This window comes from Trinickia sp. NRRL B-1857 (assembly GCF_050470685.1).
Classification (GTDB): domain Bacteria; phylum Pseudomonadota; class Gammaproteobacteria; order Burkholderiales; family Burkholderiaceae; genus Trinickia.
The window spans coordinates 4,470,236-4,488,866 of sequence record NZ_JBFLUK010000001.1; the positions used below are offsets into that span (position 1 = coordinate 4,470,236).

The window sequence follows — 18,631 nt, forward strand, 5'->3', positions numbered from 1 at the left end:
GTTGCCCGACGAACGCCCGGTCCCCTTTTCTTGCGTTGCAAAGAAAGCTACGAGACCTCCCGCAGCTACCCTATTCGGCGCACCCCCGCGCCGTCCCACGCAGCCTGTCGCTTACTCCATTCGAGCGAGTAGCGGGAGGCTGTGATTCTTTGGTCTACCTTTAAGGAGTACTAACTAATGCATAAAGGGAAAATTCCCGATAAGCCGTACGAGTCGTCTCGCGTCTTGAGCACGAAGGTAACTCCGCACTTTCATAGGCAGCTACGGCAAATTGCAGCAGATAAAGATGCGACAGTGGGCGCCGTGGTTAAGGCCGCAATTGAGCAGTACGTACAGGCCAACGCGCACTGATGACAAATCAAACGACCGTAAAGGTCACAGCGGATGCCTCCGGGTACACCGCAGAGCTAGACAAGGGCCGCCGATCCGCCGAAGCGTTTATGCAGACGCAGGAGAAAGCAGCCGAGCGGGTACGCGTTGCACAGCAAGCTATCGCAGAGGCCGCACAGAACGGCTCTAACGCATCCGCGAAGGCAATCAGCAACTTCGTTTCGCAATTGGCGCGGACGGCGGACCAAGCCGGTAAGACCCGTGCCGAACTTCTACAGATGAGGGCCGCGCAGCTAGGTATCGCTGATTCGGTGTCCGGCTATGTTCAGCAGCTTGACGAGGCGAGTAAGCATACGCACGAATTCAGCCTAAACAGTTCCGCAGCGCGCCGAGAAATGCTCGTGCTCGCTCACGAGGCATCCCAAGGCAATTGGACGCGCTTCGCGGGCTCCATGGGAGTACTCGCGGAGCGCACCGACGCGCTTACCCTCCTGCTAAGTCCCTTGGGTCTCGGGCTTGGAGCTACTGCTGCCGCCGCCGCATTGGTGGCCGTTGAGATAGCGAAAGGTCACGAGCAGGTAGAGGCGTTCAATCGCGCGATCAGCAGCACTAACGGCTATGTCGGCCTAAGTGCCGCGCAGATGGCTGAAATGTCTAACGGTCTCGTCTTGACTACCGCGCATCTAAGCAGTGTGCGAGAGGCAATGGCCCAAGTCGCCGCGACCGGCGCATTCACTGCTGACGATTTGCAGCTTGCTACGCGCGCCGCGCTTGCTATGTCGTCCGACATTGGCATTGGGACGGACAAAGCCGCCGAGTCGCTGTCTCGCGTTCAGGAGAACGTCCTTGAATGGGTGCAGAAGTACCAGCAAGCGCACCACGCGTTCAGCGCGGCACAGGTCGAAGAGATCGACAACTTCGTTAAGCAAGGTGACACCGCGCGGGCTGTTAAGGCCGTCATGCAGGACCTTTCCTCCGCGCACGAGAAGATGGCAGCGGATGCCGAAAAGAGCGTCGGCTATCTGGCGTGGCTTTGGAATGCTGCCGCGTATTCCATCGATTTTTACAAAAGCAAGCTCCAAAACCTAGGAGTGCCTGACAGTGTAGACAAGCAAGTCGGCGACCAGTTTGCTCGCGTCGAGGCCGCGCAGCGCAACCTCAAGCAACAGCAGTCGATGGGCGCGATGGGTAACATTTCGTCAGCTCAGCAAGCGCTCGACATTGAAATGCAAAAGCTCAACGTCTTGAGACAGCAGCAAGGCGAGGTCAACAAGCTACAGCGCGCACGTGAAGCCGCCGCGAAGGCAGGCGACGCTACGGTAGATTTAGGCTCGTACCTCCGCTCGGACAAGTACGCGAATCCCAGTGAGAAGCACCAGCACGAGCTAGACGCGGAAGGCAAAGCGTTCAGTCAAGCGACGGCGACCCTCGATAAGAACTCAGCCGACTATCAAGCGGCCCTCAAGCGCCACTACGCAAACGTCAAGCAGATCGCCGACGAGTACGCTAAGAGGACCGCACCGAAGACCAACGAAGGCGGCCTAAATGCGACGCTCGCAGCGATTCAAGGCGCTAACCAGCTTATCGAGGCGGAGGAGCGTCGGGCACAGGCAACGCTAAAGGCTCAGCATCAATCAGGCTTGGTCGATACGGAAACGTACCTATCCCGCTTGCGCGATTTACAAGCCCGAGCACTCGATCAAGAGATCGCGAACGCGCAACGACGCGCGGAGCTTGCAGGTCAGAAGAAGGACCCCGTAGCAGAACAACAGGCGCTTACCGAGTACAAGAAGCTAGTTGCTGATAGGTTAGCCGTCGAGCAGAGCTATACGCAGTCGCTCTCGGAGTACCAGGCGAAGCGGACGGCAAACGTACAGAAGTTCAGTGTCCAAGAAGCCGCAGCGCTACAGAAGCAGCAGCAAGGATACGGGGACCTCGATGCAACGCGCTATATGACGGCCTTGGCAAAGTCGGAGTACGAATCCCGAGGACAGCTTGTCGAGCAGTACATGCAAAAGGTAGCCTCGCTCAAAGAGCATTACGAGATGGACCCAGCCTCCGATAAAAAGGAGTACGCAGCCAAGCTCCAGAGCGCTCAAGCGTCGTACGACCAGCAGCTAGCCGCCTTGCAGACGTATTTGACGCGCGAACAGGCTGTCAGGGAAAGTTTCTCGGACCAGATGCACCTAGCCGTCTCTAAGCTCGCGGGCGACGGTCAAACGACCGCGCAAATGCTCTCCTCTGCGTTCACAACTGCATGGCAGGACTCGGCGAATGCTTTGGACAAGTTCATCACTACGGGTAAAGGGAGCTTCGAGGAATTTACCGCAAGCATTCTCGCGGACCTTGCGAAGATCGCAGTACATCAAGCCGAGATGCAGCTATTCCAGACGATCGGTACGTCCTTTTTCAGCGAGGGCGGCTCGGTTGGGCACTACGCGAGCGGTGGCCCGATTGCGGGCCCCGGGACCGGCACTAGCGACAGTATCCCGGCCATGTTGTCGAACGGGGAATTCGTTGTTCGTGCGTCGCAAGCCTCCAAGTATCGAAGCCTGCTCGAATCGATCAATAGCGGCACTACCTCGCATTTTGCTAATGGCGGTCTCGTCGGGCCTTCGGCGGCCTCGTCCAACGGCGGCGTAGCGCCGGTAAGTGTCGTCGTGCACAACAACGGCGGCGGAGGCATGTCTGATCAGGATGCAAAGGACCTTCATACGCTCGTGCAGGCGTTCGTAGATAGGCGAATCGATCAGAAAATGCGCGGCCAGGGGAGCTACAGTTATCAAATTAAATATGGAATGATTTAATGCCGGTAGGTATGCAAGTTTTCGATGCATCGGGAAACATCATCCTCGATGAAACCTATCGAGTACTCCGCATTATTGGGAGCCGTTATCTCGATGGCACTAGCTCGTCCCTGTCTGACTCACGTTTCGCTCAAGGAGGCTTTTTCGCATTTCAGCCGGATATAACGTGCGGCGATGGATATATGTCTGGGGGCGTGATCGTCCCGCAGTGCTCGTTTAGCGGGTCCACGTTATTTTGGTATTACGCACCAAAAAATAGCACGCAGTACGACACGTACCAAACGGGAACACTTTTCTACGGTGCCAGTTAAGCCGCAAACATCATCGTAGGCGCGTCCATCGCAGGCCGGGCTGGACGCGCCGGTTACCTACGCCAGTCTCAATTATCAATTTATTTAAGATTCCGTTGAAAAATAAATTTCATATATCGATAATTAAATCGTTAAGTGCTAATAAGCAATACAGCCCTGGGCTGGAGGAGAATTTCACGTCAGCCCCGGAGGGCGATGCCCCTCCAATGGTGGGAGAATGCTGCTTCCGGTATATTAAATCAACAGAAGCCGGGCGGCAAAGGACAGTGCGATGACGGCCGGTCTCCAAATTTGGGGGGCGGACGGCGCGCTCATATTAGACGCGACCCATCGGGCCGCCCGCGTGATAGGAATGGTCCAGATAACTGGAGGGGTCAACTTTAGCTTTTCCGATTCCCGCTTGAATTCCGATAATGTTTATTGGGCATTTCAGCGCGATAAGACTTTTCACCTACGCGCAGGGTACGGCGGCATCATAAGCCCAACATTCAGTTTCTCCGGTAACACACTGACATGGACGTACGCCGCGATGAACAATCCAAGTTATGACGAGTATGCCGCTGGCCTCCTGGTCATCGGTGCGTATTGACGGATAGGCCAAGATATCCCGTGCTACATGCGACAAAGTAACGATAACAACACCTGTCCCGGCTGTGGCGAGCGCTTTCGCTCCTCGCGTGCTTTCGATAAGCATCGAACCGGGACGTTCGGATCAACAGACCTGTATGGAAACTACGTACCCGCGCAGCGTCGATGCAAAACACCTGATGAGATGCTGGCCGAGGGAATGCAACGAAACGCACGAGGTCTTTGGATCACGAAATCCTTTGGGATGCCGCTCCGTTTGCACCCAGGAGCCGCCCGCAAGGACGAGGTAATAGGCAGGTAGCCGGGCGAATGCGAGGCTATGGCGGCCTCGCGCGTTACGCGCACGCGCGCACAACGGTTAAAGAATGGAGAAAATACGAAATGGGGTATGTCAAAGAATGTGAAGCCACCGCACATCAACGTGTCGCCGAAGCAGAGATGCGTATTCGAGAAGTGGGCACGCCAGGTATGCAACGCGCCGCCGAAGTGAAGATGCTGGAGGCAGCAGAGGAGTTAGACCGTATTCAACTTGCCGGATGCAGCCTCTTTCCTGGCCACCGTGGCCGATTCGTTAAATGCACCTCTTGCGGAAACCCGTTTCACGACGAGGGCAGCTACCTCGCCCATTGGCGCTACGGTCCCACCGGTCGGCTTGGCTGCGAACGAACCGCATCTATCCTCAAGGTTATGGGCTTCGTATCCGATGAGTACCGGTATCCCGGCGAGAGCTGGCCTGAGTACGTTCTCCGGCATCCCGACCGGCAAACGCGCTAACCGCCCTTGGTTTCGCGCGTCTTCAGAAAATTTTTGGACTTAGCGATTTCGTAAGGCTGACCAGTCGGATTCCGGTCGATGAGCCTTCGCAATTTGACCCACCCGCCCCCCTCAGTAGCCACCCGCGGGGCCGCCGTATCGGCTCACCACGCCTCTGCGCGGCCTCCGCCAATTCCGGGGCATACCGGAAGCCGACGAACGCCGCAGACGGCCTTATGCAACATGCACCGATCAACCGCTTACCAACAAGGAGCCAACATATTGAGTGAATGTAGGAAACACCCGCAATGGCAACCGCAGGGCCTGGAATGGCGGTGTCCGCACTGCGTAGCCAGTAAGCCCGCTCCGAAGGCCAAGGCTACGGCTACACGCTACAGCGGTAATCGAGAGAAACGTATCCTGGGCCGGGAATGGATGGATACGATTCAACGTATCAGAGCACGAGACGGCTACCAATGCCGCACTTGTGGTATCGCTGTTCGAACCGGACAAGTCGACCATGTCAAGCCCGTTGACCAAGGCGGGAGCAACGACGATAGCAACCTGCAATTGCTCTGCGATAGCTGTCACGTCGATAAGACCAACTGGGACAATGGTTTCAAGGTAAAGCGTCGTGTCGGCGTAGATGGTATTCCCGAAGGATGGAAGTAACATAGCATTGCTCTACGACAAAGAAGACTCCGAGCGCACCACGTATGCGTATCGGCCAACACCACGATATGTACCTTGGGGACCTGATACGACGCTCGTCCAAGTTCCTCTACCGTTGCTCAAGGCCGCAGGATGGAAGAAGATCAGAGAACGACCATTGCGGCTATCGGTTAAATCATATCTCGATATAGAAACCGGTGAAATCATTAAGAAGCGTGAAATGTTCAAGCGGCGGCTTCCAGTACCGCAGAACACAAGCTTGCGCTTTATCGAGCAGCTTTCGATAATCAATAACCAACTGAGCAAGAGAGCACGAGATTTGTGTATCTTTCTGCTTAGGATGCAGAATAGTCGAGGCTCATTCGTGTTACCACTCAGCGAGCTTATCGACGGATACATTAACCGAAACGGACCCGTATCACGTATGGCTAGGGCGCGGAAACAGCACTACGACTTGATCGGCGAGATAGCAGCAGCGGGAATCATCGCCCAGGAGCAGGCACTAGGTAGCTTGTTCCAGAAGCATGCCCCTGTGACCGCACAGGATGTGCTAGAGGAATCGGCGATCTACTATGCGTGGCCCGGTATCTTTCGCGGTAAGAGCGTATGGGCGTCCTGAGTCTTCGACTCGCAAAGTGTATAGTATTACAAGCAAATTGCCGGAAACCCTTGTCGGGCTTGAAAAGCGACTCTCGAAAGTTGGCTTTCTAGGCCAGCTTTTCGCGGGTTGTAACTTGCGTCTTTGGATGGGAAACGACTATGAGTGACGAGGTCATCAACAAGGCAGCGGCCGGTGCTCTTGCAACCGCAATGGCGGTCGTTGTGGGTCTTACTACTATATCCGCCGCTACCCCGAGCGCAGGTCCCTTAGATGCATCACTATTTAAGGCGGTGCAGCTATTTGCATGGGCGTCGGCGTTACTCGGAGGATTCCTGCTACTCGACGGCGTACATGCAATCTTGACTAGAGCAGGCAAGTCATTGAGCAAAACCGGTAACTTTCTGCGTTTTCTATGGCTTGCTGGCGGCACTGTGTGTTGGCTACAAGGAGCCATCGCTGTGTTAGCGCATTTCCATATCCCTGGTTGGGAGACAGTGCTAATTCAGGCGGCATTCATTGTAGCGACCGGGGTCGCACAACGGGAACTGTGGTCCGTGTTGTCGCGCCTCAAATCGCCGAAATAGGCGACGAGGATTTGTACGGGTATCCCGTCTCTTTTTGTTGGGAATTCTTGGCGTTACCGCGCCTGCGAACGTCGTGGCCCATATGATCGGATACCACCGGCTTTCGCGGTTGATCTTAGCGGCCTCGGCGTTTAGTTTCATCGGCTCAGCCAAGAACTTGCCGATCTCTGCCTCAGTCTTGAGAAGGTCCACTTTAAGTCCCTCCGATTCGATCCGCTAGCGCAGGGGGTGCTCGGCTAGCCACTGGTCAATGCAGGTTAAGAGCGCAGTAACCGCCTCCGATACCCCTTCATCTATCTGTTTCAATTTGCAGGCATAGTCTTGCAGATTAACTAGTTGGGCCTCAAGGACAGCATCTCGGTTAGGTAATCCGTAGGCTCTAGCCAAGCTCTTATACTCGGCAAGCATCGCGTTATTGAGAAGAAACGAGTTTATCAGTCCCCTTGCTTGCACATATGTTCCTACGACCAAGCTACGTAGCTGTGGGTCGTCGATCTTCCCGACCATATGTGCGCTATTGTTATAGATTGAAAATCCGTCAGTCGATACCGGGTATATCATATTGAAATATTTCCCCGGAGCAAGAGCGGTCACGGCAGGATGAATTTCTATGCAGTAACCGGCCCAAGTGGCTCGCACCTCATCCCGGATTGCTTCGACAAAAGCGCGCGTCTCCGCCACGTCGGCCGCTTTCTTGTCTTCGTACTGCTTGGCGTAAATCCATACCGCTGCAATGATGGCCAGTAGGGATCCGACGCCTTGTACCCAGGCGGCAATGTCGGATGCGGTATTTATCGGTCTAGACATAAATGCGGCGAACAGGACGACTAAGACCAATGCCCCTAATGGCGCTTGCCAACCGTTTTTCATATGGTCTCCATCTCTCTATCTGTTTCCCCGGACGCAGGCGCATAAGGCCTCATCGGCCATATGCCGATATAGTACAGTCCTCTGCTACGCTGTCCGTCATGCTCATCGACAAGGAACGGAGATGGACGATCACATGCGGCGACGTATTCAGAAAGCGCTTCGAAGTGGCAAGCTACCGAACATGCGCAAGCCGGTATTCACCTCCGGCTACGTGCCCCCGGCGACAGGCGTCGCCCATGCACGGCTCGTCGGATACTTCGAGCTTGGCACGCATGAAGAGGAGTTCGAAGGGATGACGCGCGACCGTGAGAAGGTCGCTCTAGTTTTCGAACTCAGCGGATTGGGCTACGGGCCACGGATTGACGGAGCTATAGCAATCCCGCAGCGCCTCACGGTCCAAGAGACGCTGAATATGGGCCCGAACTCGTCATTTTTCCAGTTGTTCGGCGTGATGAATTACGCGGGCAAGGCTACCCACATGGCCGAATTGCTTGGCGAGGCGTTCATCGTCGAGGTATTCCACAAGAAGAGCAAGGACGGTAAGAAGGTCTATGCGAACTTGAAAGGCCCGAACGGCTACAACGTCAAAGGAACGACGGTACAGGACCCGCTCAGCGGTAAGCCCATCGTGATCGACGTTCAGTCCGCGATTACCGAGCTTAAAGCGTTCATTTGGGACATTGCCGATAAGGAAATGTGGGACAGCATCTACATTCCCGGCGAGTGGGAGGAACGAAAGGACGAGAAGACCGGCGAGGTGATCTTGGAGGCTCGTACGAAAAACGTGATCCAGCAAAAGCTCATGAGCGCGAAGAATTGGCTCGGATCACCGGCGCATAGGGCGATCACGCCAATCGGATAACCAAACCGTCCCGACTATCAATTATGGCGCTACGCTATCTCACGATAAAGAAGTTTGCGTCCGAATCAGGCTACACCGAGCACGCCATTTATACGAAGATCAGCCGGGGAATCTGGCCCGAGGGCTCCGTATGGCTAACTGCTCCAGATGGTCGCAAGCTCATCGACGTGCTTGGCTATGAGGCGTGGGTGGCAGGTGGCCTCAGTCGACCGGGCCCGGTCTCCAGCAAGACAAGGACCGAGTAGCAGAAGTGTCAACTAACGGGAGTAGTCCATGACCGAGCAAGAAGCAATCGAGATGGCGGTTAAAGCCCTCGCAATCTACGCGGCGCGGCACCCCCGTCCGCCCCATGTCAACATTACCCAAGCCGCCGAGATGCTTGGGCGCAGCCGTCCAACAGTTAGGCGCATGCTGCTCGATAGTAAAGTTCGGCTTAATGCTGCGGGTTTGATTCCCATTGAAGCTGTAGACCGGCTACTAGTATCCAGAACATAGTTCAAACGGTTAGTTGAATCAGCCGGGCAGCACTGCGCCTGAAATCCGTATGTTAGCGATCGCTTTGACGAGAGGGGCGAGCGGATAGAACTCTGCCCCGTAGCCGCTCGACGCCGAACCGTCGCTATGGCCCGTCAGTGCGTCCGACACGTCGCGGTCAACCCCGCCCGCACGACAGGCGTCTTTGAACGTGTGGCGGAAACTGTGGAAGGTCATACGCGGGTCCGTGACCTTGCAGACGCGGCGCAGGTACTCGCTAAACCATTTGGCCCATGTAGGGGACACGCGTCCGTGTCGATCCGCTTTTAGGTCGAACAGTCGCGGCTTGTCCTCCTGCGACCGTGCGAAATCAACGAAACCCAAGCGGATCAACTCAGCATGTAGGGGAATGCGGCGAACGCTACCCGCATTCTTCACGCGCTGCCCGCGCTCCGCGTCTTGAACGAACCGGACGCACCAATGCCCGGATTCCTTGAAAACATCGTCCGGCGCAAGCTGGCATAGCTCCTCGACACGCGCCCCAGTGAATGCCGCAAGCAGCGGTACCCAATAGGCCGCCTCACCGGCTCCCCTGATAGGCCGCAGACCTTCCGTATAGATCGGGCTTGAGAAGATCGTGGTAAGCGTTGCTGCATCGAACGAAATGCGTGCCTTCTCGGCGCGCTTGACCACGACCGACACTCGGGGCAGCGGTACGGGTACGAGCGCGTTCTCGTAAGCGAACTTCATCAACGTGGAGAACTGATCCATGTAACGCTTTACGCTCGATGCAGCTAACCCGGATTCTAGGAGCTTGTCTTTGAGGGTTACGGCGTGCAGCCGTGTTATCGAGGCGACGGGGATGCGTCCTACGTGCTCGTAAAACCTGCTTGCAACTAGGTTCATTTGCTCGACCGCGCCGCCCGTTGGTTTGCGCTCTCCGGCCCATTTATGCACCAGGGCCGCGAGGTGTCCCGCGGACACGGTTCCAGGAGCCGATCGCGCCTCGCGGTGCTGCGGCGTTCGGGCCTGCGGTATGGTTTGCGGCGCGACGGCTCGGGCTACCAAGACGCCATTCGCGAACGCGCGAGCATGTTTGAGCCTCTGCTTATGGTGCCTATCATCGGCTCCTACAGGCCACAACACGGCAACTCGCTCGCCGTCACATGTGGCGAGGTCGTACGGAGCAGGGCGGACAGGATTCAGCTTGACAGTGCGGCCGGTTGGCACGCTTTCCGAGGTGCGGGGATCGGCGATGTATTCCTTGACTTCGACTACTTGGGGAGCGCTTGGAGGCGGCGACCGGAGCGCAGCGAATTCGCGATCTAGCTGCACGCTTTCCTCACGAACCCGCTGACGGGCCTCTGTCGGATCGGACGTACCAAGGGCTTTAACTATTTCTCTGCGGCCGTAGTGGGCTTGCAGGTCGATAGGGACCTTGCGGCGAATGTAGTATCGAGAGCCGCGCCGTAGGAGATGGTTCGTCATGGTGTCATCCTCGGTGGATGTAACACCAGCTACCGCGCCCCGCAAACCCTTATCCAACAAGGTTTTCCCCGGAAATCAAAGGGTTAAGTGTACCATGTTGGTTTATGGCAAACTGCGCGCTTGATCGGCGCCGCATCCCCCGCGCGAGCGCGCTCGCTTGCGCGGCACGCGCATTGCGGGCCGATCGGCGCGCCGCTCACGCCGGCGGTGCATGTGGTGGCGGCAAAAAATTGAAGGATTCGCTTGAAACTCCCTTACGAATGGCAAATCGGTTGGCGCTATACGCGCGCCGGCAAGCGCACGACAGGTAATGGCTTCATTTCGTTCATCGCGCTCGTGTCGATGTCGGGCATCGCACTCGGCGTCGCAGCGTTGATCGTCGTGCTTTCCGTCATGAACGGCTTTCAGAAAGAGGTGCGCGACCGCATGCTGTCGGTGCTCGCGCACGTCGAAATCTTTTCGCCTACCGGCTCGATGCCCGATTGGCAGCGCACGGCTCTCGAAGCACGCCGCAATCCCGCGGTGATCGGCGCGGCGCCCTATGTCGACGCACAAGCATTGCTCACGCGGCAGGATGCCGTGAGCGGCGTGGCGTTGCGCGGCGTCGAGCCTTCTCTCGAGCCCCAAGTGTCGGACATCGGCAAGGATATGAAAGCCGGCCGCTTGACCGATCTCACCCCGGGGCAGTTCAACATCGCGCTCGGGGTGGATTTGGCCGCGAACCTCGGCGTGTCGATCGGCGACAAGATCACGCTCGTCGCGCCCGAAGGCTCGCTCACGCCGGCCGGCATGCTGCCGCGGTTGAAGCAGTTCACGGTATCCGGCGTGTTCCAATCGGGACACTACGAATACGACAGCTCGCTCGCGCTGATCAACATTCACGACGCCGAAGTGCTATTTCGTACGGCGGCGCCCACGGGCGTGAGACTACGGCTCAAGGACATGCAAGAGGCGCCGCGCGTGGCGCGCGAGCTCTCGCGGACGCTATCGGGCGATCTTTATATTCGCGACTGGACGCAGCAGAACAAAACCTGGTTCTCGGCCGTCAAGATCGAAAAGCGGATGATGTTCGTCATTCTCACGCTGATCATTGCCGTGGCCGCGTTCAACCTCGTTTCGTCGCTCGTCATGACGGTGACGAATAAGCAGGCCGATATCGCGATTCTACGTACGCTCGGCGCGCAGCCTGGATCGATCATGAAGATTTTCTTTGTGCAAGGGATCACGATCGGCTTCGTCGGGACGGCGACGGGCCTGGCGCTCGGCTGTCTCATCGCATGGAGCATTCCATGGCTCGTGCCGATGATCGAGCATCTGCTCGGCGTGCAGTTCCTGCCGCCGTCGGTCTATTTCATCAACGAATTGCCCTCCGAGTTGGTGGCGGCCGACGTGGCGAGAATCGGCGTCATCGCCTTCGTCTTGTCGGCACTGGCCACGCTCTATCCCAGCTGGCGCGGCGCAAAGGTACGTCCGGCGGAGGCGCTGCGCTATGAGTAACGGTAACGAATTCATGACCGAACAGCGGCGCGCCGCGTCGAGCGCGCAAGCGTCTGCGCAGTATGTGCTGGAGGCGAAAGGCGTCTCGAAGGCGTTCGTACAGGGCGGCCTGAACGTGCCGGTGCTCAATCGCGCGGAGCTTGGCGTGCGGCGGGGCGAGAAGCTCGCGATCGTCGGTGCCTCGGGGTCGGGCAAGAGCACGCTGCTGCATGTGCTGGGCGGCCTCGATGAACCGAGCGCCGGTAGCGTGTCCGTGCTCGGGCGGCCGTTTACCGAACTGGCCGAACGCGAACGCAACGATCTGCGCAATCGTGCGCTGGGCTTCGTCTACCAGTTCCATCATTTGCTTGCCGAATTCAGCGCGCTCGACAACGTCGCGATGCCGTTGCGCATTCGCCGGCTCACGCAGGAGGCGGCGCGCCACGAGGCGCTTGCGATGCTCGAGCGCGTGGGCCTTGCGCATCGCGCGAAGCATCGTCCAGGCGAGCTCTCGGGCGGCGAACGGCAACGCGTTGCGATCGCTCGCGCGCTCGTGACGAAGCCGGCGTGCGTGCTGGCCGACGAGCCTACGGGCAATCTCGACGGCGCGACGGCCGATAACGTCTTCAATTTGATGCTCGAGTTGTCCGCCACGCTCGAGACGAGCTTCGTTATCGTGACGCACGATGTCGATTTGGCCGCACGCTGCGATCGCATTTTGCGGTTGCGCGACGGCGTGCTGCACGAAGAGCCGTCGGTACCCGTCTAACCCGCCAAACTCCAACGCCCCGATAGCCGCCATGTGGATCGATACGCACTGTCATCTGGACGCCGGCGAGTTCGACGGCGATCGCGAAGCAGTCGCGTTGGCGGCGGAGGCGAGCGGCGTCGCGCGCATCGTCATCCCGGCGGTGTCGCGCGCGAACTTTTCGGTCGTCCGGGCGCTCGCGCATCGAACCTCGGGCGGGGTCTATGCGCTCGGCATCCACCCGCTGTTCACCCGGCAAGCGAGCGAAACCGATCTCGATGTACTGCGTCGCGAGATCGAAGCGAGTCTTGCCGATCCGCGTTTCGTCGGCATTGGCGAAATCGGGCTCGACTACTTCGTGCCCGAGCTGGACGATACCCGCCAGCGCTATTTCTACGACGAGCAACTGAAGCTCGCGCGTGAATTCGAATTGCCCGTCATTTGCCACGTGCGCAAGTCGCAGGACCTCGTACTCAAGGGCTTGCGCCGGTACGCGGTGAAAGGCGGCATCGCGCATGCGTTCAACGGCAGCTTTCAGCAGGCCGGCGCTTTCATCGACCAAGGCATGCGGCTCGGGTTCGGCGGCAACGTCACGTTCGAACGTTCGCGCCAAATTCGGCGGCTGGCCGCGCAATTGCCGCTCGAGGCGCTCGTCGTCGAAACCGACGCGCCCGATATTTCGCCGTCTTGGCTCTATAAGCAGCGCAATACCCCCGATCAAGTGCCGCGCATCGGCGCCGTCATCGCCGAGCTGCGCGGCATGGCGATCGACGAGCTCGCGGTAGGCACAATGGCTAACGCTCACGGCGCGCTGCCCCGTCTCGCGCTCGCTTGCGCATAATCGACCTTCGTTTGCGCCGTTTCATGCACTGAACCGCGGGCCGCCGCTCGCGGCCGAATTCGCACGCCGGCGCGCCGATCGAAGGAGGGCGAATGCGGGCGATGCTGATCGGTTTCGCGCTCGGCGTCGTGCTGCTGCAACAGTGTGCGGCGCTGCCGGGGCGATGGCAATGGACTGGACTCGGTGCGCTGTTAGCGGCGGCTTGCGGCATCGCGTTCGTCGCGCGGGGCGCACGGAGCAGGCATGCGACAAGCGTGGCGCTTACCGTCGCCGCCTTCGTCGTGGGGTATGGGTACGCCGCGGTGCGTGCTCAAATGCGGATGGCCGAAGCGCTGCCGAGTTCGTGGGAACTCCGTGACCTTGCGGTGACCGGGCACGTGCACGGTTTGCCTATGCAAGATGCGGTGAGCGCTAGATTTTTGTTCGCCCTCGACAGTGCCGACATTCGACGTACGACGCGCATCGAGCGGTTTCCCTCGATCGTCCAACTGCATTGGGCCCGCGGCCGCGGGCGCGGTTTGCCGCAACTGAAGCCGGGCGACCGATGGCGGCTTACAGTCCGCCTCAAACGTCCCCATGGTTACGCGAACTTCGGCGGCTTCGACACCGAAGCCGCATGGCTCGCGCGCGGGGTGCGGGCAACGGGCAATGTCGTTGCCACCGCCACCGCACAGCGGCTGCCGGACGCGGAGGGCGGCATCGGCACGGCCGTCGATCGCGTGCGCTTCGCGCTACGCGAACGGATCGCGCATACGCTCGCGGATGCCGCCCATCGCGGCATCGTGACGGCCCTCGCGATCGGCACGCAGGATGCGATCTCGCCAGCCGATCGGCTCGCATTGCGTCGCACGGGGACGAGCCATTTAGTCGCGGTTTCGGGGTTGCATATCGGGTTCGTGGCAGGCTTGTGCGCGACGCTTGCCGCCTGGATCTGGCGTCGTTCGTGTGGGTTCGGCGCGTCGCTCGCTCGCCGCGGGGCGCGCGAATGGCCGCTCGTCGCGCCCGCGCCGATCGTCGCGGCCGTGGCTGCGGTGGCGAGCGCGGTGGGCTATGCCGCGCTCGCCGGCTTCAACGTACCGGCGCAACGGGCGCTCTGGATGCTCGTCGTCGTAACGACCGCGTGTTTGCTCGGGCGGAGCCTCGCATCGTCGCTCGTGTTGGCCTGGGCCGCGGTACTCGTGCTGATCGTCGATCCGTGGGCCGTGACGGCGGCCGGGTTTTGGCTCTCGTTCGGCGCCGTCGCCTGTATCGCATTCGCCATCCGGGGCCGGTTGCGGATGCGCGACGAAGCGCCAGCGTTCGACGACGTCGCCCCGGCCCAGCGTGCGACCGATCCGGCGTGGCAAGCGCCGCTCGAGTCCGCTCACCGCGCCGGCCGTTCGAGGTGGCGGCGCCGATTCGCTACCGTGCGCGCGAGATGCGCCGAGGCTGTTTGCGCTCAATGGGCCGTGACCATCGGCTTGGCGCCGCTCACGGCATATTGGTTCTCCCAAGTGTCGCTCGTTGGGCCGCTCGCCAACGCGGTGGCGGTGCCGTGGGTCAGCGTGCTCGTCGTGCCTGTCGTCCTTGTCGCGCTCGTTTTGCCGGCGCCGCTCGACGCGCTGGCCTACGAGTTCGCCCATACCTTATTGGCGCCGCTCATGCGCGGTTTGCACGTGCTTGCCCAATCGCCGTGGGCCGATCGACATCCGCCGCAGCCGTCGCTTTGGGCGGTCGGCTCGGCGCTCGTGGGCGTCGCGCTCGCATCGATGCCGCGCGGCTGGCCGCTGCGGTGGGCGGCACCGCTCGCGTGGCTGCCGCTCGCGGTGCCGCCGCCGCCGAGCATCGCGCAAGGCGCATTTCGGCTCACGGCGCTCGACGTCGGACAAGGCGCGGCGATCCTCGTCGAAACGCGGCGCCGCAGGTTGCTCTTCGATGCTGGCCCGGGCCCCGAATCGACGAACGCCGGTGCGCGCATCGTCGTTCCGCATCTGCGGGCGAGCGGCGTCGCGCGGCTCGACACGCTCATGGTCAGTCACGGCGATGCCGATCATGCGGGCGGCGTCGCCGCCGTACTCGAGTCGTCCGACGTGGTGCAAGTCGCGGGTGGGCTGCCGGCCGAGCACCGCGTATGGGATGCGGCGCTCGAGGCCCGCGCCGAACGCCTGCGATGCGCGGCGGGCCAGCGCTGGCGCTGGGACGGCGTCGAATTCGAGGTGCTTTGGCCCGATCCGGGCCCATTGCCGCGGCGCTCGAACGAGCAATCGTGCGTGCTGAAAGTGAGTGCGCACGGCACGAGCGCTTTGCTGACGGGCGACATCGGCGCGCCGTCCGAACGCGCATTGGTTAGTCGCTCGCCCGAGGCGTTGCGCGCAGACGTGTTGCTCGTCGCCCATCATGGCAGCAAGAGTTCGTCGACCGAGCCTTTCCTCGATTCGGTCGATCCGCGCGTGGCCGTATTTCAGGTAGGCTAGCTGAACACCTACTTTCCTGTGCTTCCCGCGAGGCCTTATGCGACAAGGCTTTGCGGACTTTCTTCATTCACCTCCTTCGGGTTCTGTGCCCAAATTGTGACCGTCGCGGCGTGCTCTGCCAGATGGTCCGGCGCCAGGTGCGCGTACCGCAAAACGTGCTCATACTTTGACCAACCGCCTAGCTCCATCAAACGATTTAGCGGCGTGCCGCTTTGCACATGCCAGCTCGCCCAGGTATGCCGCACGTCGTGAAATCGGAAGTGCTCGAGTTCGGCCCGCGCGACGGCGCGATTCCACTGTGCCAAATCCCATCTAATGATCGGCTTGCCTCGGCGCGAGAAGACCCGCGTTTGATGCTTGCCGATCTGCCTACGGATAACCTCGACCGCCTCGTCGTTCAGTGGAATACCGATCGATTTGCGCGCCTTCGCCTGGTCCGGGTGAATCCATGCGCGGCGCTTGATGAGGTCAACCTGTGACCATTCGAGGTCGAGCAGGTTGGATTGCCGCAGCCCAGTCGCAAAGGCCAGCGTCGTTACGTCGCGCATCCACGGCGAGTGGATTGCCTGTAAAAGCCGCTGCGCTTCCTCCCGGGTGATCCACCTGATGCGCTTATTGTCGACGGCCAGATTGGGCAGCTTCGGCGCGCTGGCGATCCACCCCCACTCGTCGGCGGCCATGTTGAACATCGACCGGATTGTGCTCAGGTAGAGATTCTTCGTGGCCCGGCTGACTGGCGAGACTTCGCGTTTCTTGCGTTGGTTCACTTGCGGCAGTGCTTCGTAGATTTCATCGCGTGTTATCGAGGCTAGATCGCGGCCCGAAAATTTCTCTCTGAAATGCCGCATATGTAACCTCTTGTTCCTGAAATCAGGCTGTTCCGCCTTCTCATTCATGAACCGTACTACCGCCTCGCCGAACGTTCGCTTGGGCTTTTCGCCCATTTTCGAGACGCGCCACAAGTCGTGTTTCAGCTTGTCGTGATACTCCTGAGCCTCCTTTCGGTTGGTCGTCCCAGTAGTCTGTCTAACTCGGCCTCCACCTGGCGCGCGGATGTCGACATGCCAGATGTCCGAGCCTTTACGCTTACGGATTGACATTTGTTGCCCTCCTGTTCCGTCCGCGCCGGTCGGTCGGAATTGTACTCTGTCGCCGATTTGAGCTTTTCCAGCCAGATCCGCCATTGCGACCCGACCCGGAAGAAGCCCATTTCTTCCTTGTGTGCGTAGATGGTGGAATAGGACACGCCTAGTAGGGCGGCCGCTTCCTTCAGGCTTAGGGCGCGCTCGGTCATTGCTTGATCCTTTTGAATTCAACTACCCATACGAACGGATTAGCGTCCCAGCCGTGGCCGCGCGCGGCGTTCAGGCTGTCCCAAAGCTCGCGGTACTTCGCGACGCAACCCTCGACCGGATCGACTCGCCACGCGGCGCGGCGCGGATCACGAATGCCCTCGGCGATCGCATCTTCCCAATCGATTGCCTGCAACCGCTCGATGCGCACGCCAGTCACTTCGAGCGTGATGCGCGAGGCCCAGCGCGGCATGAACATCGCGGGCCGATATTTGCCGATCCATGGCGCATCGACCGAGATGTCATCGAACACCGCCCAATCGTTATCGTCGTTGCAGGCATGGCCGCCGGCCTCATACATGACCGTCATCGTGCGCACGGGCAGATCACGCGGCGCGGTGCCGTTCCACTTTTGCGAGACGCGCCACGGCTCTCGACCCCAAAGGCGATCGCCGGCGTAGCCATATGGGCTCAGACCGTTCTCAGGCTTTGCCACAAACTCAGGCGTGAACACTCCGGGCTGGAGCCATTCGAGCGCCGTTCCTCGCACGACGCGCCGCGTCTGCGTCTTACGGCCTTCTACGACGGCGAGCGCCATTTCGACATTGAAAGGGATAGGCCGCTCCTTCATCGCCCCCTCCCCATCATCGCGAGCTCGACGCGCGTGCGAATCAGCGCGTCATAGCCGAGCATTGTCGAGCGCAGGTCGGGCGGGTATGCCGGGCCGGCGACGCTCGTCGTCAGTTTGACCGGCGCGCGGCGGATGATTCGAGCCCAGCAGTACGTGCGATCTTCCTGCCGGATGCGCTCGATCTGACCAGCTTTGCGCAGGCGGCATAGGAGGTCCTGCATGTATTGCTTCGGCACTTTGAACGCAGCTGCGAGGTCGGGGGACGTATAGAGCCGGTCGGGCTCCATATGCTCGAGCACGTGATCAATCGACGCGTGCGGGTATTTGATGGGCATCATGACGAGGACCCCTCCTTCTTAGCGATAGCACGGATGTGCGTCGGCGCAAAGACGGGCACCAAATTCCATACCAGTGTCCCTTTTGTGAGCGATCTGCTCCCGTCGCAGTGCTGACAATTAATCGTCACGTCACGCGAGTCCGGGCCGCTGTCGCTTTGCGTTATCTCTTCGCCCGATCCCTCACAACGAGGGCAAACTGCATCGCAATCCTGTGGGTCGGTCGATCGTGCAACGTCCTGCGCGCCGTCGGCAGGCTCATATGTCGCTGCGAAGATATCGGGCTTGCAGGGGTAGTGCTCGCCTTTAATGCCAGTGATGATCCAATCCCCGGGATTCACCACGTGGCCGCCTTCGAGCGTTTTGACCCAGCCACAGAGCTGCCATGGAACTCCCGGCGTAATGCCTGCGGCTTGCTCTAAGGTCGCGGGACGCACGGCCGGATGATCGCCATGCTGCCGCCATTGCGTGGCCTCGATGACAACCGGCTTCTTACGGTACTGGCTCATCTCTAT

16 protein-coding genes and 1 pseudogene are annotated in these 18,631 nt (G+C 59.8%); 9 read left to right on the forward strand and 8 right to left on the reverse strand.

Features of this window, described 5'->3' with window-relative positions; all coding sequences use genetic code 11:
• Window positions 1-350: 350 nt before the first annotated feature.
• The 4 genes from AB1286_RS19915 to AB1286_RS19930 all read left to right on the forward strand — a co-directional run bounded on the left by AB1286_RS19915 (window position 351) and on the right by AB1286_RS19930 (window position 6,080).
• Window positions 351-3,137: a phage tail length tape measure family protein gene (locus AB1286_RS19915; RefSeq protein ID WP_430364880.1), complete on the forward strand. Its 2,787-nt coding sequence runs from the start codon at window positions 351-353 to the stop codon at window positions 3,135-3,137.
• 1,280 nt (window positions 3,138-4,417) lie between these two features.
• On the forward strand, window positions 4,418-4,810 hold the full coding sequence (locus tag AB1286_RS19920; RefSeq protein ID WP_430364881.1) for a hypothetical protein: 393 nt from the start codon (window positions 4,418-4,420) through the stop codon (window positions 4,808-4,810).
• Between the two features lie 414 nt (window positions 4,811-5,224).
• Window positions 5,225-5,461 carry an HNH endonuclease gene (locus AB1286_RS19925; RefSeq protein WP_430364882.1) on the forward strand — a complete coding sequence of 79 codons (237 nt, stop codon included), beginning with the start codon at window positions 5,225-5,227 and terminating at the stop codon, window positions 5,459-5,461.
• Between the two features lie 7 nt (window positions 5,462-5,468).
• Complete coding sequence (locus AB1286_RS19930; RefSeq protein ID WP_430364883.1) at window positions 5,469-6,080, forward strand: hypothetical protein; 612 nt, start codon at window positions 5,469-5,471, stop codon at window positions 6,078-6,080.
• 782 nt (window positions 6,081-6,862) lie between these two features.
• On the opposite strand, the gene AB1286_RS19935 is transcribed toward AB1286_RS19930, so the two are convergent.
• Complete coding sequence (locus AB1286_RS19935; protein WP_430364884.1) at window positions 6,863-7,516, reverse strand: hypothetical protein; 654 nt, start codon at window positions 7,514-7,516, stop codon at window positions 6,863-6,865.
• Window positions 7,517-7,637: 121 nt separating this feature from the next.
• Here AB1286_RS19935 and AB1286_RS19940 point away from each other — a divergent pair, with 121 nt between their 5' ends.
• Entirely contained in the window at window positions 7,638-8,378 is a 741-nt protein-coding gene (locus AB1286_RS19940; RefSeq protein WP_430364885.1) for a hypothetical protein, read from the forward strand.
• A 513-nt stretch (window positions 8,379-8,891) separates the two neighbouring features.
• Here the strand turns inward: AB1286_RS19940 and AB1286_RS19945 are convergent.
• Complete coding sequence (locus AB1286_RS19945; RefSeq protein ID WP_430365130.1) at window positions 8,892-9,623, reverse strand: site-specific integrase; 732 nt, start codon at window positions 9,621-9,623, stop codon at window positions 8,892-8,894.
• A gap of 543 nt (window positions 9,624-10,166) precedes the next feature.
• Window positions 10,167-10,340, reverse strand: a pseudogene (locus AB1286_RS19950) (DUF6538 domain-containing protein); the annotation flags it as partial.
• Between the two features lie 243 nt (window positions 10,341-10,583).
• Between AB1286_RS19950 and AB1286_RS19955 the strand changes: the two are divergent.
• The 4 genes from AB1286_RS19955 (at window position 10,584) to AB1286_RS19970 (ending at window position 15,858) form a co-directional block, all read left to right on the forward strand.
• Window positions 10,584-11,837, forward strand: a complete 1,254-nt coding sequence (locus AB1286_RS19955) for a lipoprotein-releasing ABC transporter permease subunit (protein ID WP_430364886.1) — start codon at window positions 10,584-10,586, stop codon at window positions 11,835-11,837.
• Between the two features lie 13 nt (window positions 11,838-11,850).
• Window positions 11,851-12,585, forward strand: coding sequence for a lipoprotein-releasing ABC transporter ATP-binding protein LolD (gene lolD, locus AB1286_RS19960; RefSeq protein ID WP_430365131.1), 735 nt, complete (start codon window positions 11,851-11,853; stop codon window positions 12,583-12,585).
• A gap of 31 nt (window positions 12,586-12,616) precedes the next feature.
• Entirely contained in the window at window positions 12,617-13,405 is a 789-nt protein-coding gene (locus tag AB1286_RS19965) for a TatD family hydrolase (protein WP_430364887.1), read from the forward strand.
• Between the two features lie 92 nt (window positions 13,406-13,497).
• The gene (locus AB1286_RS19970; RefSeq protein WP_430364888.1) at window positions 13,498-15,858 is read left to right on the forward strand and encodes a ComEC/Rec2 family competence protein; all 2,361 of its coding nucleotides are present in this window, start codon (window positions 13,498-13,500) and stop codon (window positions 15,856-15,858) included.
• Window positions 15,859-15,893: 35 nt separating this feature from the next.
• On the opposite strand, the gene AB1286_RS19975 is transcribed toward AB1286_RS19970, so the two are convergent.
• From AB1286_RS19975 to AB1286_RS19995, 5 genes are read right to left on the reverse strand one after another with little or no spacing between them, the layout of a single operon-like run.
• On the reverse strand, window positions 15,894-16,928 hold the full coding sequence (locus tag AB1286_RS19975; RefSeq protein WP_430365132.1) for a tyrosine-type recombinase/integrase: 1,035 nt from the start codon (window positions 16,926-16,928) through the stop codon (window positions 15,894-15,896).
• Complete coding sequence (locus AB1286_RS19980; protein WP_430364889.1) at window positions 16,829-17,152, reverse strand: excisionase family DNA-binding protein; 324 nt, start codon at window positions 17,150-17,152, stop codon at window positions 16,829-16,831. Before AB1286_RS19980 ends, AB1286_RS19975 begins: the two co-directional genes overlap by 100 nt.
• Window positions 17,149-17,781 (reverse strand): hypothetical protein, encoded by a 633-nt coding sequence (locus AB1286_RS19985; RefSeq protein WP_430364890.1) that lies wholly within the window; start codon window positions 17,779-17,781, stop codon window positions 17,149-17,151. The genes AB1286_RS19980 and AB1286_RS19985 overlap by 4 nt, the downstream gene beginning before the upstream one ends.
• A complete protein-coding gene (locus AB1286_RS19990) occupies window positions 17,778-18,119 on the reverse strand; it encodes a hypothetical protein (RefSeq protein WP_430364891.1) in 342 nt (113 codons plus the stop codon). The genes AB1286_RS19985 and AB1286_RS19990 overlap by 4 nt, the downstream gene beginning before the upstream one ends.
• Window positions 18,116-18,625, reverse strand: coding sequence for a hypothetical protein (locus AB1286_RS19995; RefSeq protein ID WP_430364892.1), 510 nt, complete (start codon window positions 18,623-18,625; stop codon window positions 18,116-18,118). The genes AB1286_RS19990 and AB1286_RS19995 overlap by 4 nt, the downstream gene beginning before the upstream one ends.
• Window positions 18,626-18,631 lie beyond the last annotated feature (6 nt).

Coding starts and splice junctions, on each gene's coding strand:
- AB1286_RS19915 (WP_430364880.1), top strand. CDS start 351: ATGACAAATCAAACGACCGTAAAGGTCACAGCGGATGCCTCCGGGTAC.
- AB1286_RS19920 (WP_430364881.1), top strand. CDS start 4,418: ATGGGGTATGTCAAAGAATGTGAAGCCACCGCACATCAACGTGTCGCC.
- AB1286_RS19925 (WP_430364882.1), top strand. CDS start 5,225: ATGGATACGATTCAACGTATCAGAGCACGAGACGGCTACCAATGCCGC.
- AB1286_RS19935 (WP_430364884.1), bottom strand. CDS start 7,516: ATGAAAAACGGTTGGCAAGCGCCATTAGGGGCATTGGTCTTAGTCGTC.
- AB1286_RS19940 (WP_430364885.1), top strand. CDS start 7,638: ATGGACGATCACATGCGGCGACGTATTCAGAAAGCGCTTCGAAGTGGC.
- AB1286_RS19945 (WP_430365130.1), bottom strand. CDS start 9,623: ATGGATCAGTTCTCCACGTTGATGAAGTTCGCTTACGAGAACGCGCTC.
- lolD (WP_430365131.1), top strand. CDS start 11,851: ATGACCGAACAGCGGCGCGCCGCGTCGAGCGCGCAAGCGTCTGCGCAG.
- AB1286_RS19965 (WP_430364887.1), top strand. CDS start 12,617: ATGTGGATCGATACGCACTGTCATCTGGACGCCGGCGAGTTCGACGGC.
- AB1286_RS19970 (WP_430364888.1), top strand. CDS start 13,498: ATGCGGGCGATGCTGATCGGTTTCGCGCTCGGCGTCGTGCTGCTGCAA.
- AB1286_RS19980 (WP_430364889.1), bottom strand. CDS start 17,152: ATGACCGAGCGCGCCCTAAGCCTGAAGGAAGCGGCCGCCCTACTAGGC.
- AB1286_RS19985 (WP_430364890.1), bottom strand. CDS start 17,781: ATGAAGGAGCGGCCTATCCCTTTCAATGTCGAAATGGCGCTCGCCGTC.
- AB1286_RS19990 (WP_430364891.1), bottom strand. CDS start 18,119: ATGATGCCCATCAAATACCCGCACGCGTCGATTGATCACGTGCTCGAG.
- AB1286_RS19995 (WP_430364892.1), bottom strand. CDS start 18,625: ATGAGCCAGTACCGTAAGAAGCCGGTTGTCATCGAGGCCACGCAATGG.